Raw genomic sequence first — 15,881 nt, forward strand, 5'->3', positions numbered from 1 at the left:
GGCGGAGGCTGCGCCGGCAGGGCCGCCGGCGCAAGGGGTCAGTAGTACAGCTCTTCGGCCGTGACGCCGGCCAGCAGCAGCTGTTCGCCAAGGGCCGAGGTGATCAGCAGGCTGTCGGCGCTGTCATAGGTGGTCTCGGTAAACGTAAAGCCATCGCCGGGCGTACCGCCTTCGCGGAAGGTCTCGAACGCTTCGGCGAAGCGATCCTCGGGGTCACAGTTGAACACCAGCCGGTCGCCCTCGGAAAGGTCGAAGTCCAGCACGACGTTCTCGCCCTCGGTCCCGACGAAGGTATCCGCCCCCGCATGGCCGGTCAGTAGGTCGCTGCCCTCGCCACCGACCAACGTGTCGTCCCCATAGCCGCCGTGCAGGAAGTCGTCTCCAGCCTCGCCCAGCACGATGTCGTCGCCGTGCATGCCAAGCATCCGGTCATTGCCGCCCGCACCCTCCAGCCGGTTGTCGGCCGCATTGCCCATCATGTGATTGCGCATGTCGTTGCCGACCGCGTCGATCTCGCCGGTGCCGGTCAGTGTGAGGGCGTTCAGGTTCGTGCCCATCAGGGCAGAGACGTCGCTGTATTCCCGTTCCCATCCCGGATTGCCGGTCAGGTCGGCGAAATCGTCGCCGCCTTCGGTCTGAAACACCGGCGCGATGGCCATGGCCGTTGTGCCCACGCTATCGGCATCCAGTTCCGTGCCGTCGAACACCACGTAGTCCACGTCGACCAAGCGTGTCTCGCCATAGGCGCCGCTGACCACGAGAACCGACCCGGACCGGTACGTCTGGTAGTCGTCCAGGCTGCCCGCGAAATAGACCGTGTCGTCGCCCTTGCCGCCGTAGACCGTGTCATCCCCCCCGGAGGCGTACAGAACGTCATGACCGGACCCAAGCGAAACCTTGTCGTCGCCCGCCCCGGTATAGACGACGTCCGCCGACTTGCGGGTGGCGATCACCGCGCCTTCGTCGGATGCATAGACAAGGTCCGCGCGCACGGTTCCGGTGACGTAGTCGAAGGTGACCGTGTTGGCGTCCGGATCCGTCGGCGCGCCATAGCTTTCACCTTCGTTGAAGAACAGGGTCGAGCCCATGTAACCGACCTCGTCTCCGGTCCGGAGCGAGGTGTGGACGGTCACGGTGTTGTCCTGATCCAGCCCGCCATGGAAGTTGATGTCGCGGTTGGTGTAGTCGACCTCGATGGTGTTGCCGGTCGCGCTGGAATAGCTGGCGAACAGCACGGCGTGGCGGGTGTCCGTGATCTCGAGCCCGCTCAGCGTGCTGTCATAGACGTCGCGGATCCAGACGCCATAGCCATTGCCGCCGGTCCCCTTGTTGTGGCTGCCGTCGACCGTCAGGCCGGTCACTGTGACTTCGCGGGAATCGGCCAGCGTCAGCCCGTGCGAGGCTGCGTCCTCGATTGCGATGTCGGTCACGACGGTACCGCTGGTGCCGGCGACAATGATCATCGACGCGCCCTTGGCGTTCCCGATGGTGTTCGAGAAGTCCGAGGCGTCGGGTTCGCCCCAGCCGCCCTGAACCGTGAAGCCGCCGATTGTGACGTCCTCAACAATCACGCGCTCCTGCACCTCGGTCAGCGCAGGGTCGAAGTCGAAGTTCAGCGCGCTGGTCAGGGTCACCGTGTTGCCGTCGACCGAGGCGACCTCGACAAGGATCGTCGTCAGATCCTTGTCCTTGCGCCACTCCTCGTCGCCGATGGCATCGAACAGTTCGTCGGTGTTGTCCTGCGTCAGGTACAGGAAGTCGCCGGCCTGTACGTCGTGCCCCTCTGCAAGGTCGATCGCCGTGTCGCCAGCCGCGGCGGACGCAGCGAGGCTGTAGGTGTCGACCGTCTCGGGCGAATGAAGATCGTGTCCGACCTGGATCGCGGGATCATCGCCAAGCTTTTCGTCGGCGATGATGATCGTTTCTCCGCTGCCCGCTCCGATCAGCGAGATGTCGTTGCGCGCGACCGTCACCGTCTCGGTGAAGGTGAAGGTTCCCGCGCCAAGTTTGATCGTGGCTCCTGCGGGCGCGTTGTCGATGATGGTCTGCAGTTCGGACGCGGACGTGCCGGGTCCGACCGTGATGGTGGTTGCTGTCATAACACTGTCCGTTGTGAGGGGAGGGAATCACCCTAAAGTTGTGTTACGCGGCAGTGCAGAAATTGTGAATCAATCGGCATAAAAGTGTGGCGGTGGGCAAAGAAATGCCTAGGCGCGATTAATTTCCAATCGCTTGGTGGTCAAAGCGACGGCCTTCGTGCAGCTTTCGGGAACAGATCGGAATTTGCCCTTGGCGCATGGCCAGGTGTGACTGACGATCTATCTATATCAATCAGATGCCGAGCTGGGGCTGCCTGCATCTACGTCAGGAAAGGTTATCGTGAAGCGGACGGCGCGCGCGTGTCGTCAGGGGAAGGGGACACAGCGCTTTGGTCGGGCGCGAACGGATCCGGACCCGTCGTAGTTGGTACGCGAGTATACAACCTTAGGGAGGGTTAACAGGTGGTTTCCGGAAGGACCAGACATGGCAATCGAGCGTCAGATCGCACCGACCAGCGCTGCTGCGAGCGACGGACATGGACCCGCTCAGAGCGGCGTCAGAAACATCATCTTCTTCGACAGAAACCGGGCCTTCTGCGAGATGCTGGCACAGCAGCTGTCGCATCCCGGCACATTCCGCTGTCACGGCCATTCGGTCGACGCGGATCTTCTGAAATCGGTCAGGTCGCTTGAACCCGACCTGTTGGTGGTCGATCCCGTTCACCTTGATCTCAACCACACCCACGATCTTTCGGACTTCACCCGCGCGGTGAAGGCGGCTTGCCCGACGACACGGATCATCGCCTACAGTTTCGAGGTCTCACCCAAAAGCGCTCGTGCGACGCTGGAGGCTGGCTTTCTTGGGTGTTTGTCGAAATCCTCCAATCTCAGCAGGCTGGAACTGGCGATTGCGGCGGTGCTGGATGGGGGAATGTTCTTCGATCAGGAGTTCGGTGCGCAGTTGCGTCCGCTGCTGAACGGTGAAGAGGGCAAGGACGAAATCCTGAGCGAGCGCGAAAAGGAAGTGCTGGTGATGATCGCCCGCGGCCACGGCGCGAAGCAGATCGCCTACGAGCTGAAGATCAGCACCAAGACCGTCGACACCTACAAGGCGCGCGCGGTGCAAAAACTGGGTCTTGGAAGTCGCGCGCAGCTGGTCGAGTACGTGATCGACAACGGCTGGATCTCTTAGGCTCATATCACAAAATACAACCTTAAATTGAATAGCCGTCCGATTGCAGCGCAGTCGGGCGGCTTATTGCTGCCCTATTGTCGCTGCAGGGCGGCATAGAGCAACATATTGCTATATCACGTAAAAAATTCCCCTACGCTGTAGGGTTTTTTCCTGACTGGTGGGTTGTCGCTGCATTGCGGCAGGGTTGTGTCATGCCCAGGACGGGCGATTTGATTCAGCTTAGACGAGGATGGAATGGCCCGTATCAGCATATTCGGAATCGGCTACGTCGGCGTTGTCGCGGCGGCCTGCCTGGCGAAGGACGGACACGATGTCATCGCGGTGGATGTCGACCCCGGCAAGATCGACGCGATCAACAACGCGAAGTCGCCCATCGTCGAGAAGGGACTGGGCGATCTGGTGAAAGAGGTGGTCGAGGCCGGCCGCCTGATCGCCACCGACGACGTTCAGCACGCGATCGACAACACCGATGCCAGCTTCGTCTGCGTCGGTACGCCCTCGGCGCCGGACGGATCGGTCGGACTGACGTATGTCTCCAGTGTTTGCGAGTCGATCGGCAAGGCGCTGGCGAAGAAAGACGCCTTCCACTCGGTCATCATCCGCTCGACCATCGTGCCGGGCAGCACCGAGGGCACCTGCATCCCGGTGCTTGAAGCCGCGTCCGGCAAGACGGCCGGCACCGACTTCGGCATGGGCTACTACCCGGAGTTCCTGCGCGAAAGCACCGCGATCGAGGACTACTACGATCCGGGCCTCATCGTGTTCGGCGCGCTGGAAGACAAGACCGCCGCAATCCTGACCGAGATCAACGCGCATCTCGGCACCAAGATCCACGTGGTCGACCTGCGCACCGCCGAGATGGTCAAGTACACCTCGAACACGTGGCGTGCGGTGAAGGTCACCTTCGCCAACGAGATCGGCAACATCGCCAAATCCTGCGGCCTCGATGGCCAGACGGTGATGGAGATCCTGTGCTCCGACACCAAGGTGAACATCTCGCCCTACTTCATGCGCCCGGGATTTGCCTTCGGCGGCTCTTGCCTGCCCAAGGACGTCCGTGCCCTGCGCCATCTGGCCCAGACCCGCGAGGTCAAGTCGCCGATGCTGGACGCGGTGGTCGAGGCCAACGAGGCCCAGATCGCCAAGGCCGAGCAGATGGTCGCAAAGGCGAACGCCAAGAAGGTCGGCTTCGTCGGCATCAGCTTCAAACCCGGCACCGACGACCTGCGGGAGAGCCCGCTGGCGGAACTGGCCGGGCGCCTGATCAAGTCCGGCGTCGCGGTCGAGATCTACGACCCCTTCGTGCACGAAGCCTATGCAAATGCGAATTCGACGGCGGGCCGTGGCAACGACGTCGTGCCCGATCTTGCCGACCGGCTGGTGCCTGAACTGGGCAAGCTGATCGAAGGCTCTGACGCCATCGTGGTCGGCAACCTTTATAAAGAGACTGTGGCCGAGCTGGACAAGGTGTCCGGGTCCAAGCCGATGGTCGACCTTGCCCGCCTGCGCCGCGATCTGGTCAGCCAGGGCGGCTACGAAGGCATCTGCTGGTGATCCCCGCGATGCTTGGCCATCTCGCATATATCTCGGTGATCGTCCTTCTGGCGTCGCTGGTTCCGCCCGCCCTGCTGGGCGAGGCGGCGGCCGGGCTGCTGGTCGTCGGCGCCATCGGGGCATGGCGGTATAGCTGGGCGTCGATCAACTTCACCCGTGCGGTGATCTTCCGGCGCTGGGCCTACCCGCGCCGGAAGGCCAAGGCGAACGCGGCCTATGCCGCCAAGCCATTGCGCGCGCACGCCTATTTTCTGACGACCTCGTACAAGATCGAGCCCGAGGTGACGTTGCCGGTCTATCGCAGCATCTTCACCGCCGCCGCCAACTCGGAAGCGGGCGCGACCATCGTCGCCTCGGTCGTGGACGGCGCGGACGAAAGGCTGATCCGGCAGATCTTCGCGACCTCGCCCGAGGACATGACGAACGTCCGTCTGATCGTCGACCGCATCCCCGGCACCGGCAAGCGCGACGCGCTGGCGCGGTCGCTGACCCTTATCGCGCGGCAATGCCCGACGCGGCACGATATCGTGCTGTTCGTCGACGGCGACAGCTGCGTTCCGCCCGATGTCGTGGCGCAGTCCGCGCCGTTCTTCACCAACCCGAAGATCGGGGCGCTGACGACCGACGAGGCCGTCAGCATCCCGCAACCAGGCCTGTTCCGCGACTGGTTCGAACTGCGCTTCGACCAGCGGCAGGTGATGATGTGCTCGATGGGATACGGCAACCGCGTGCTGACCCTGACCGGTCGCATGTCGGTATTCCGCGCCGACCTCGCGACCGACCCGGATTTCATCAACCTCGTGCAGTACGACCACATCGACCACTGGCGGCTGGGGCATGTGAAGTTCCTGACCGGCGACGACAAGTCGACGTGGTTCTGGCTGATGAAGAACGGATACGAGATGGCCTATCTGCCCGACGTCCGGTCGAGCAGCATGGAAACGCAGCCCAAGCCCACGTTCATCGGCAGCGCCGCCGCGCTGATGGTCCGCTGGTTCGGCAACATGCTGCGGACCAATGGCCGCGCGCTGGAACTGTCTCCGAAAGAGATCGGCCTGTTCACCTGGTGGTCGATCTTCGACCAGCGCCTGTCGATCTGGAGCACGCTGGCGGGCCCGCTGTCGGTGATCGTCGCCGGGATCTTCTTCGATCCGCTGGTGCTGCCCATCTACTTCGGCTGGGTCATGTTCACCCGCTACGTGTTCTGCTGGATCATCTGCGGCTTCCGGGGGCGGACCTTCCCGATCACCTATCCCTTCCTGCTGTACTTCAGCCAGCTGTTCGGCGCCTGCGTCAAAAGCTTCGTCTTCTTCCGGCTCGACCGGCAGAAGTGGACGCGGCAGGCGGCGGCCACCGGCAGCGGCGGCGCCCCGGTGCCGCTGGGCCAGCGGATGGCGTCCATGGGCTCTGCCTATCTCCACTTCCTCGCACTCGGATGGCTGACCGTGGCCGTCCTGTTCCTCACCGGCGTTCTGTGACGCGCCGCCCGACACCGACACAAGGACCGAACCATGAGTGACACCGACATGACCCTTTCGGACACCCCTGCCAGCCGGACCGCCGTGCCGGACGGGTTCGTCCACGATGCCGAACACCCGCAGATCCCGGTGCCCTTCACGGCCGTCATCGGCGACCGCCGGATGGAAGGCCGCAGCCTGTCGGTGACCGGAGCCGTCGTGACGGGGCTGCTGCCGCCCAACGCCGAGGGCGGGGTCCGGCCGGTGACGCTGCGCTTCGACTTCGAAGGCTTCTCGACCAACCTTTACCCCGAGGTCCGGGTTCTGCGGCTGGGCAACGAGGCCGACGCGACCTACGAACTGCGGTTCACCGATCCGACCGCCGGCCATCTGGCGCCGCTGCGGTACATCCTGAACAGCGCCATCGCGGGCGACCTCGTCTCGATCGGACAGATGCTGGGCTATACCGGTCCGACCAAGGTCAAGGCGCAGCCGCCCAAGGTGCAGCGCGGTTTCGCGGGCCGGGCGGGCAACGGTTTCAAGCGTTTCGCGATCCTTGGCCTCAGCGTCGGCCTACTGCTGGTCGCTGGGCAGGTGATCCACAACCGCGTGATGTTCAGCTACGAGGGCCAGCCGGTCATGGTGTCGGTCCCCGGCGAAACGCTGCGGTCCACCGCGGCGGGCCAGATCACCTATGTGAACCCGGACGCCGGCGCCGGCGACGTGATCTACTCGATCAGCGCCAACTCCGGAGACTTCCTCAGCGTCGAGATGCCCTGCGACTGCGAACTGGAACCGCTGCCCGACTTCTACGAGGGCGCGACCATTCTGCCGGGTACGGCCCTGGTCAAACTGGTCGAGGCCGATGCGGGGCTGGAAGCGCGTACTCAGATCAGCTTCGAGGGCGTCGCGCGCATGTTCGCGGGCGATAGCGCGGAACTGGTGCTGGCCAGCGGCGACGTTGTGCCGGTGACCGTCGCGCTGATGCAGGGCGAGGCGGCCGAGCCGGGGGACACCGTGCCCGCCGACCTGACCCTGCCCGACAATGTCGCCGGTACGCTTCAGCCGGGCACCACCGCCCGTCTGCGGTTCCGCCGTCACCTGTTGCCCGACTGGCTGGGCGGCACGTGGAAGAATGCAGGCACTCGGATCGGGGGCGCTTGGACCGCGTTGGTCAGCGACCTGACCGAGGAATGATTTCCAAACGTAAAGACCCCCCGGCCGAAAGCCGGCACGGGATGGCACAGGAGGCCAAAGATGAACAGTGATATTCACCCGGTCGTACTTTGTGGTGGTTCGGGATCGCGCCTTTGGCCGATGTCCCGGGCGCAAAGCCCCAAGCAGTTCCAGTCGGTGAACGGCGCGGGCTCGCTGACCTTCTTCCAGGCGACGGTGCAGCGGCACCGGGGCGGCGTGTTCGCCGATCCTTACGTCGTCACCTCGGCGCAGCACGCGGTGGTCGTCCGCCGCCAGCTGGACGCGCTGCAATGTCCGGCCACGGTTCTGGCCGAGCCGGTCGCGCGCAACACCGGGCCCGCGGTTCTTGCCGCAGCGCTTGAAATCGCGCGGAAGGATCCGAAGGGCCTGATGCTGGTCCTGCCCTCGGATCACGTCATCATCGGCAACCTGAACACGCCGATCATGCAGATGCGGCAGGCGGCGCAGGACGGGCGGATCGTGATCTTCGGGATCAAGCCGACCTATCCGGAAACCGGTTATGGCTACATCACGGACGGCGGCAACTTCACCGAGCACAAGGACCTTCACCGGGTCGCCGAATTCGTCGAGAAGCCGCCGCTCAGCCGCGCCGCGCACCTGATACAAAGCGGGTTCGCCTACTGGGCCTCGGGCATCTCGCTGTTCATGGCAGAGACCATCATCGAAGAGTTCAAGAAGCTCGACCGCACCACATATGACGCGGTCAGCAATGCGCTGGAACGCGGCGAGCAGGGCTTCCACGCCTTTGAGCTGCACGCCGACAGCTTCCGTCGCGCAACCAACGAGCCGACCGAGCGGAACATCTTCGAACGGTCCTCTGCCGTGGCGCTCGCTCCGCTTGACGTACAATGGAGCGACGTCGGCTGCTGGACATCGATGCACTCCATCGGGGCGCAGGACGAAAGCGGCAACGTGCTGCATGGCGACGTGATCACCATCAACACGGAGAACGCGCTGGTGAAGGCCGAGAAGCGGCTGGTCGCGGTGGTCGGTATGTCCGACGTCATCGTGGTCGACACGCCCGACGCGGTTCTCGTGACCCAGCGCGGCATGTGCCAGAACGTGAAAGAGGTGGTCGAGACGCTGAAAGAGGAGCAGCGGATCGAGGCGGTGCGCCATGTGACCCGCGATCACGATTGGGGGCAAAGCCACCAGCTTTTGAACAACAGCGACTACGACATGTCGGTGATCCGTATAAATCCGGGCGCCTCGATCAGCGTCGACCCGCTTCCGGGCCGCCAGCTGATCTCGGTCCATGGCAAGCTGGAAGTGTTCGACGGCCTCAGCCGCCGCAAGCTGGAGGCGGGCGAGCGCGTCGTGCTGGAGCCCGATGGCAGCGCGCATCTGACCAACACCGCCAACGATCCCGTCGAGGCGCTGCTGGTCACGATGAACTCGGCCCTGATCGCCGCGCCGGAGATCGTGCGCCATGGCTGATCTGCGGCGGACAGGGAGGCTTGGCCGGCTGACGGCCCCGCTTCTGGGCGCTGCGCTGGCCACGATGGCCTGCGCGACGGCCCAGGCCCAGGCGGTGGATCGCTACGCCGAGTTGCGGCGCGGCATCGTCGGTGCCTACGCCACCCTGTCCGGCGCGGCGCACACGGCGGAGGGCCTGTCGGCCCTTCCCGACCTCGGCCACGCCGACGGCATGCAGATCCTGCCGCCCCCCGTCGACGTGCGCTATGACACGCTGACCTTGCTGCCCGACGCCCACATTTCGCTGATCGACGTACGGGTGACGCTTTTGCAGATGTCGCAATCGGCGGGCGCGAACGGTCAGTTGATGGTTCTGCGCGCCCAGCATGGCGACACGCCCAAGGCTATCGCGGTTCAGGACGGCACGATCTCGCTGGCGGATCTGATGCGGACCCCCGAGGTCATGGACGCCAGCGGCCCCGACGGCCTGACCCTTCCGCTGGTGATCTGGCCCGGCGCGCGGCTGATCGTCGGCAAGGGAGAAACGTTGAAGCTCAGCCGATCGGACGGCGCATTTCTTGCGAACTTCGGCGCGCTCGTCGTCAACGGCGGCGCGATCGAGGGGGCAGGGGGCGAACATGCCGAAGTCCCGGAGTTCGCGCCATTCGTGATCACCGCAGGTACCGGCCACATGGTCATCCGCAACGCGCGGCTGGAACACCTTGGCTTCGACGTCTCGCCGGCCTTCGCGGGGCTGACCCAGTTCACCGGCGGGCTTTACCCCGCCGAGGATCGCACTCTCGTCACCGGCTCGGTCCTGCGCGACGTGCTGTCGGTGACGTTGAAGGGTGCCACCGCGCCGGTGGTGACCGGCAACCTGTTCCACGGGATGCATGGCGAGGCGGTAGAGCTTCGCGCCACGCAGGACGCCGTCATCGCGGGCAACCTGTTCATCGACGGCGCACAAGGCAACGCCATCCGGGTGACCGACGCCTCGACCGGCACCGAGATCGCCGACAACCGTATCTTCCGCGCCGGTGGCGGCGCGATCCGCGTCGACGATGCCAGCCACGAGACCCGCATTTTTGGCAACATCGTCTGGGGCAGCGACGGCGTCGGTATCACCGTCGAGGCCAGCGATTGCGCGGTGCTTGCGGGCAACGTCGCGCTGGAGAACCGAATGAAGGGCATCTCGCTGCGTGCCGTCCGCGCGGGCGTGGTGCGCGACAACCGCATCCTCGCCAACGGCAGCGCCGGTCTGTTCGTTGCGGACCAGCCGGGCGAGGTTCCTACCCTGGTCGACGCCAACCTGTTCGTCGGCAACCGCGCCGGTCTGGACAGCGCTTCGGGCGGCAAGCTCGCGCTGCGCGGAAACGACCTCACCGACCAGTTCCCCCGCTTCTTCGACGGCGACCTCAACGGGCTGACCCCCGAGATCGTCGGCAATCTCCGGGGCGAGACCGACATGCTTTTAAGCGTGGGACACGCCCCGCGCGACGGTCTGGCACCCCTGTCCTGCAGCCCCGAACAAGAAAGCTGACGCGATGGTCTTCTCTTCGGAATCCTTCCTGTTCCTGTTCCTGCCGGTGTTTCTGGCGGCCTACTACCTGACTCCGGCAAAGCTGAAGTCCTACACGATCCTCGCCGGTTCTTATGTCTTCTACGCGTGGTGGCGGGTCGACTTCCTTGGCCTGCTGTTCCTGACCACCGCCTTCGCCTATGTCGTTGGCCAGCAGGTCTCGAAGCACCGCGGCACCAAGGCGGGCCGCGTCTGGCTGGGCATCGGCGTCGCCGGATGTCTCGGCGTCCTGGGTGTCTTCAAGTACCTGAACTTCTTCATCGACAGCTTCGCGGCCCTGATGGGCACCGACGCGGCCGGGCTGGGCGTGCACTGGCATCTGATCCTGCCCATCGGCATCTCGTTCTACGTGTTCCAGGCGCTGAGCTACCTGATCGACGTCCATCGCGGCGACGCCACCGCCGACGCCAGCTTTATCGACTTCGCCGCCTTCATCGCGCTGTTCCCGCAGCTGATCGCCGGGCCGATCCTGCGCTACAAGGATCTCGAGGACCAGTTCCGCGAGCGTGAGCACTCGGTCGAGATGTTCTGCGACGGCCTCGCCCGTTTCCTGATCGGGCTTGGCAAGAAGGTTATCCTCGCCGACGCCGTGGCGCCGCTGGCCGACGTGGTCTTCGGCGGCGGCGAAGTGGGCATGGCGCTCGCATGGGCCGGGGCGCTGGCCTACATGCTGCAACTGTACTTCGACTTCTCGGGCTATTCGGACATGGCCATCGGGCTGGGCCGGATGATGGGCTTCCGCTTCCTCGAGAACTTCCGCTTCCCCTACATCAGCCGCTCGATCACCGAGTTCTGGCGCCGCTGGCACATCTCGCTGTCGAACTGGCTGCGCGACTACCTCTACATCTCGCTGGGCGGGAACCGTAAAGGGCCGGGCCGCACCTACTTCAACCTGATGGCGGTGATGGTGCTGGGCGGCCTGTGGCACGGCGCGAACTGGACCTTCGTTCTGTGGGGCTTCTGGCACGGCGGTCTGTTGGCGGCCGAACGCTATACCGGCTGGCACAAGCGCGCGGCGGACAGCTGGATCTCGCTGCCGCTGACCCTGTTCTTCGTCCTGATCGGATGGGTGATGTTCCGTGCCACGACCGTCTCGGAAGGGTTCGAGGTCTATGCGGGCATGTTCGGAGCGAACGGCCTGACCGGCGACCCGGCCCTGTGGATGGAGGTCACCCGCGAAAGCGTCGCGTTGGCCCTGATCGCCGCAGTTGTCGTGTTCCTTGAGCCGCATATCCAGGTGTACTTCACCAAACCCGCGAAGGACGCCCCGGTGTCCCATGACGGCACGGTGATCGTGGAAAGCTACGCGGCGCAGGGCACGCTGATGCAGACCGTCTCGGTGGTCGCGGTGCTCGCCATCGGGGTGCTGACCGTCCTGAAGCTGGCCGAGCAAAGCTTCTCGCCCTTCCTCTACTTCCAGTTCTGACCGGAGATCGCAGATGTCGCTTCGCCTTGCTCTGAAACTGACCCTTCCCGTCGCCTTCTTCGGCTACGCGGCTTTCGCCAACTACAGCCTGTTCACCTCGGACGTGGAGGGGCCGAAGTGGGCCGGTCTTTGGTCGGGCGAAGTAACGCAGGAGATCGACTCGATCTACCGCGCGAACCTGCCGCACCGCGAGCCCGCCGTCGGCATCATCGGCGCCGTCCGCTACATCGCGCTGGGCGAGGGGCGTGATGGCGTGGTGGTCGGGCGCAATGGCTGGCTGTTCTCGGACGAGGAATACCGCCCGCTGGCCACGGCCGAGCACGGGCTGGACGAGACGATCGGTTATATCGCAAGTGTCCGTGCCACGCTGGAAAAGGCGGGCGCCCAGCTGGTCGTGGTTCCATTGCCCGCGAAGCTGGATATGGAGCGCGCGCAGGCGGACGATGACAACCAGCCCGCGCGGATCGAGAAGGACTATGCAGCCTTCCTCGCGGCGCTGGACGGTGCGGGCGTCGAAGCCGTGGACACCCGCCCGGTGCTGTCGAAGCGCGCGGACGCCTTCTTTCGCACCGATACGCACTGGACCCCCGACGCGGCTTTCGACGTCGCCGAAGCGGTCGCGGCTTCGGGCCGGGTCGCCATTGGCGATGCGTCTTTCGACGTGGTGCAGGGCGCACCGGTCAGTTTCACCGGCGATCTCGTGACCTTCGTTACGTCGGACGAGCTTGCCCCCTTCGTGGGCCTGCGTCCCGAGCATGTGACGCCCTACGTGGCCGAGGCGGTCTCCGATGACAGCGATGGCGGTATGGACATCTTCGGCGGCGGCGGCAGCGACGCCTATGCCCTTGTCGGCACCAGCTATTCCGCCAACCCCAACTGGAGCTTCGCCGAGGCGTTGAAGCTGTCGCTGGCGCAGGACGTTCTGAACTACGCCGAAGAGGGGCAGGGCCCGGTCGCGCCGATGGCCGCGTTCCTGTCGCGCATAGAGGCGGGCACGGAAGAGGTGCCGCCAGTGGTGATCTGGGAATTCCCGGTTCGTTACCTGACCGACCCGGCGCTGATGGAGCGCGCCGAGGAGGAGACGGATGCGTAAGATTATCCTCACCGCGACTGTCGCCTTGCTGGCGGGTCCGGCGGCGGCGCAGGTCGTCGACCTGAACACCGCAGGCAGCGCGGCCGACCCCGAGGCCAAGCGGATCTCTGTCGAACTTGCGCCGGGCCTCCAGTCCACCCGGCAGCTTCCGTGGAGGCTTCAGCAGGCGCGCCGGCGGCTGCTCGACGGCGGCTCTGTCTCGCTGACGGACCTGCGCCGGATCGCGGACTACGGCGACGGTTTCGCCGCCTACCGGTTCGCCGAACGGCTGATGAAGACCGGCAACCCCGATCTCGCCGATGATGCCGCCCATTACTACGGCATGGCGGCGGCCACCGGTCGGGCCGGGGCGATCTTCGGGATGGTGCAGGCCATCGACGCCATCGAGGACTTCGACGCCGTACCGCCCCGCCGCATGGACGTGATCCGCGACATCCTGCTTGCCTACGCCCGCGCCGGAAACAGCCGCGCCATCGACGCGGTGCTGCAATATCACCTCGCGGGCAAGCCCTTCGGCAGCTTCGGCGACGATGTCGAGCGGTTGGTTTTGAACGGCAGCGGCGACGGCGCGGCGGGCGTGTCGCTGCAACTGGCCACCGCGCTGTTGCAAAAGCCGGATCCGACCCGCGCGGAACTTGAGCGCGCCCGCGACTATCTCGAACTGGCGCAGGCGTCGGACTCGATGCGCATGACCCTGATCGCCGGGAACCTGATGCCGGGCGTCGAGACGGCGCTGGCCGCGTTGCCGGTGCCAATCCCCGAGACGGATGACGCCCCCACGACGGAGGACACCGAATGAAACACCTTCTGACCACCGCCCTGATCGCGCTGGCCGCCCCTGCACTGGCCGAGACGCCCTCGGCCTTCGGCTGCACCGGGCTGGAAACCGACAAGGAACTGCCGACCATCGAAGGCCGCGACGGGGTGTTCTACCGCATTCACGCCGACCTTCGCCTGCACCATTCGTTCTCGGACAAGGTCGTGGCGGACATGGCGGAACTGAGCCGCGCGCTGGCCGAGCGGGGGACAACGCTGATCTACGTGCCGATCCCGACGAAAAGCGCCGTTCTGCCGGAACTCCTGCCGGACGAGGCGCGGCTTTACGGCTTCGACCTCGACATCGCCAACTGGACCCATGACGAGATCATCGCCCGCCTCGAAGAGGCAGGCGTGCTGACCGTCGACGCCCGCACCGCGATGAAAGACGCGCCGGGCGATGCGCTGCCGTTCTTCCGGGCGGACTTTCACTGGACGGCCAAGGGTGCCGACCTGACCGCTGCGGCGATTGCCGACGTGATCCGCGCGCAGCCGGAATACGAAGACCTGCCGAAAACCACCTTCGAAACCGTCGAGACGGGCACGGATATCGCCTTCTCGGGGATGCGCCGCATCCTGCAAAAGCACTGTCTCGACACGCTGCCCGAGCCGCAGACGATGACATACGACACGATCATCTCGAACGGGTCGGTCGATCTGGGCCTTGGCGAAGGCGGGGCAATCGACATCGGGCTGGGAAATGCCGAGGACGACGCGCCGGTCGATATCGGCCTTGGAGACACCGCCGAAGCGCCCGCGTCGGAGGATCCCGGCATCGACATCGGACTTGGCGATGACGAAAGCGCAGGCGGCGGCTTCGACCTGTTCGGCGAGCAAGAGGCCGCTGTGCCGGTCGCTTTGCTTGGCACGTCCTTCTCGGACTCGCCCATCAACAACTTCCCCGGTTTCCTTGCCCAGCACAGCGAGTTGGAGGTCATCAACTACGCGATCACCGGCGGCAACCAGTTCGGCGCGATGATCTCGTACATGACCTCTGCCGAGTTCCAAGAGAACCGGCCGCGGTATCTGGTGTGGGAAAACCCGATCTACAACAACCTCGCCCAGTACGGCGACCAGCCCATGCGCGAGCTGATCGCAGCCGCGCGCGGAGCCTGCGACATCCCGCTGGACGCGACCCTGAACGAGAGCCGCACCGTCCTGACCGCCGACCTGAGCGGGCTGGACCTTGATGCAAGCGACAGCCTGTTCCTCGACACCTCGGGGTCGGCGGGGCTGGAAGCGCGGTTCACCTTCGTCTCTGCCGATGGCTACCGGCGCACCAAGTCGGTGGCCCGTGGCGAGCGTCTTCGCCGGACCGGGCGGTTCTACATGCCGCTCTCGGCCCTTTGGCCCGACGGCCCGGCGCAAGTCGAAATCGAGATGTCCCAGGTCTACGGGGCAGCTCCGACACTTTCCGTGTGTTCCAATCAAAGCGAGGAAAAGTCATGAAGTCTCGTCGTTTCGTTCTGGCCGGGGTGCTGGCCATCTCTGCCGCGGCCGGTCCGGCCTTCGCGCAGGATGACGGCCTGTACCAGGATGTGTTCGACCCGAACTCCAGCTTCATCCGTGTGCTGGCGCCGGGCGAGGCCTTCGCCACGGTCGACGGCACCGAGGTGCGCAATCTGGACGAGGGCGTATCGTCCTACGTGAACGTGATGCCGGGGACCATCGAAGTGGCGCTGCCCTCGGCCACCACCAGCATCGAGGTCGCGCCCAGCAGCTATTACACCGTGGTGCTGTCTGAGACAGGCGAGCCCGAGGTGCTGACCGACGAGATGGTGAACAGCCCGTCGAAGTCTGACGTGAGCTTTTACAACCTCACCGGCAATGACGCGGTCGAACTGTACGTCCCTGCCGCCAAGGCGGTGGCTATCGAGGACGTTGCGCCGGGTCTGGGCAAGTCCGTCGCCCTGAAAGCACCGCTGACGCTGGACTTTGAACTGCGCGCCGGGGGCGAGACGCTGGCCTCGGTGCCGGCGGTCGAGCTGAAGCGCAAGGCCGGCGTGTCCATCGTTCTGACCGAACTGGACGGCGCTTATACCGCCGTCGCGGTTCCCAACAGCTACACCCAGTAAGACGACCAGCCCG

The 15,881-nt window shown here is 65.1% G+C and carries 12 protein-coding genes; 11 read left to right on the forward strand and 1 reads right to left on the reverse strand.

Translation table 11 applies throughout. The features are described from left to right. Nucleotides 1–38: 38 nt before the first annotated feature. Nucleotides 39–2,099 carry a hypothetical protein gene (locus ACP156_RS15020; protein WP_425052167.1) on the reverse strand — a complete coding sequence of 687 codons (2,061 nt, stop codon included), beginning with the start codon at nucleotides 2,097–2,099 and terminating at the stop codon, nucleotides 39–41. 424 nt (nucleotides 2,100–2,523) lie between these two features. On the opposite strand from ACP156_RS15020, the gene ACP156_RS15025 reads away from it, so the two are divergent. The 11 genes from ACP156_RS15025 to ACP156_RS15075 all read left to right on the forward strand — a co-directional run bounded on the left by ACP156_RS15025 (nucleotide 2,524) and on the right by ACP156_RS15075 (nucleotide 15,868). Beyond that, nucleotides 2,524–3,231 (forward strand): DNA-binding response regulator, encoded by a 708-nt coding sequence (locus ACP156_RS15025; protein WP_425052168.1) that lies wholly within the window; start codon nucleotides 2,524–2,526, stop codon nucleotides 3,229–3,231. Nucleotides 3,232–3,468: 237 nt separating this feature from the next. After that, nucleotides 3,469–4,788 carry a nucleotide sugar dehydrogenase gene (locus ACP156_RS15030; protein WP_425052169.1) on the forward strand — a complete coding sequence of 440 codons (1,320 nt, stop codon included), beginning with the start codon at nucleotides 3,469–3,471 and terminating at the stop codon, nucleotides 4,786–4,788. Further along, complete coding sequence (locus ACP156_RS15035) at nucleotides 4,785–6,266, forward strand: glycosyltransferase (RefSeq protein WP_425052170.1); 1,482 nt, start codon at nucleotides 4,785–4,787, stop codon at nucleotides 6,264–6,266. The genes ACP156_RS15030 and ACP156_RS15035 overlap by 4 nt, the downstream gene beginning before the upstream one ends. A gap of 33 nt (nucleotides 6,267–6,299) precedes the next feature. After that, the gene (locus tag ACP156_RS15040; protein WP_425052171.1) at nucleotides 6,300–7,442 is read left to right on the forward strand and encodes a hypothetical protein; all 1,143 of its coding nucleotides are present in this window, start codon (nucleotides 6,300–6,302) and stop codon (nucleotides 7,440–7,442) included. A gap of 60 nt (nucleotides 7,443–7,502) precedes the next feature. Continuing rightward, nucleotides 7,503–8,900, forward strand: a complete 1,398-nt coding sequence (locus tag ACP156_RS15045; protein WP_425052172.1) for a mannose-1-phosphate guanylyltransferase/mannose-6-phosphate isomerase — start codon at nucleotides 7,503–7,505, stop codon at nucleotides 8,898–8,900. Then, the gene (locus tag ACP156_RS15050) at nucleotides 8,893–10,419 is read left to right on the forward strand and encodes a NosD domain-containing protein (protein ID WP_425052173.1); all 1,527 of its coding nucleotides are present in this window, start codon (nucleotides 8,893–8,895) and stop codon (nucleotides 10,417–10,419) included. Before ACP156_RS15045 ends, ACP156_RS15050 begins: the two co-directional genes overlap by 8 nt. A 4-nt stretch (nucleotides 10,420–10,423) precedes the next feature. Further along, entirely contained in the window at nucleotides 10,424–11,884 is a 1,461-nt protein-coding gene (locus ACP156_RS15055; protein ID WP_425052174.1) for an MBOAT family O-acyltransferase, read from the forward strand. Between the two features lie 13 nt (nucleotides 11,885–11,897). Beyond that, on the forward strand, nucleotides 11,898–12,977 hold the full coding sequence (locus tag ACP156_RS15060; RefSeq protein ID WP_425052175.1) for an alginate O-acetyltransferase AlgX-related protein: 1,080 nt from the start codon (nucleotides 11,898–11,900) through the stop codon (nucleotides 12,975–12,977). After that, nucleotides 12,970–13,776 (forward strand): hypothetical protein, encoded by an 807-nt coding sequence (locus ACP156_RS15065; protein WP_425052176.1) that lies wholly within the window; start codon nucleotides 12,970–12,972, stop codon nucleotides 13,774–13,776. The genes ACP156_RS15060 and ACP156_RS15065 overlap by 8 nt, the downstream gene beginning before the upstream one ends. Next, nucleotides 13,773–15,242, forward strand: a complete 1,470-nt coding sequence (locus tag ACP156_RS15070; protein ID WP_425052177.1) for an alginate O-acetyltransferase AlgX-related protein — start codon at nucleotides 13,773–13,775, stop codon at nucleotides 15,240–15,242. Before ACP156_RS15065 ends, ACP156_RS15070 begins: the two co-directional genes overlap by 4 nt. Beyond that, the gene (locus tag ACP156_RS15075; RefSeq protein ID WP_425052178.1) at nucleotides 15,239–15,868 is read left to right on the forward strand and encodes an alginate O-acetyltransferase AlgF; all 630 of its coding nucleotides are present in this window, start codon (nucleotides 15,239–15,241) and stop codon (nucleotides 15,866–15,868) included. The genes ACP156_RS15070 and ACP156_RS15075 overlap by 4 nt, the downstream gene beginning before the upstream one ends. The last annotated feature ends 13 nt before the right edge of the window (nucleotides 15,869–15,881 follow it).

This window comes from Psychromarinibacter sp. S121 (assembly GCF_049801035.1).
Lineage (GTDB): Bacteria > Pseudomonadota > Alphaproteobacteria > Rhodobacterales > Rhodobacteraceae > Psychromarinibacter.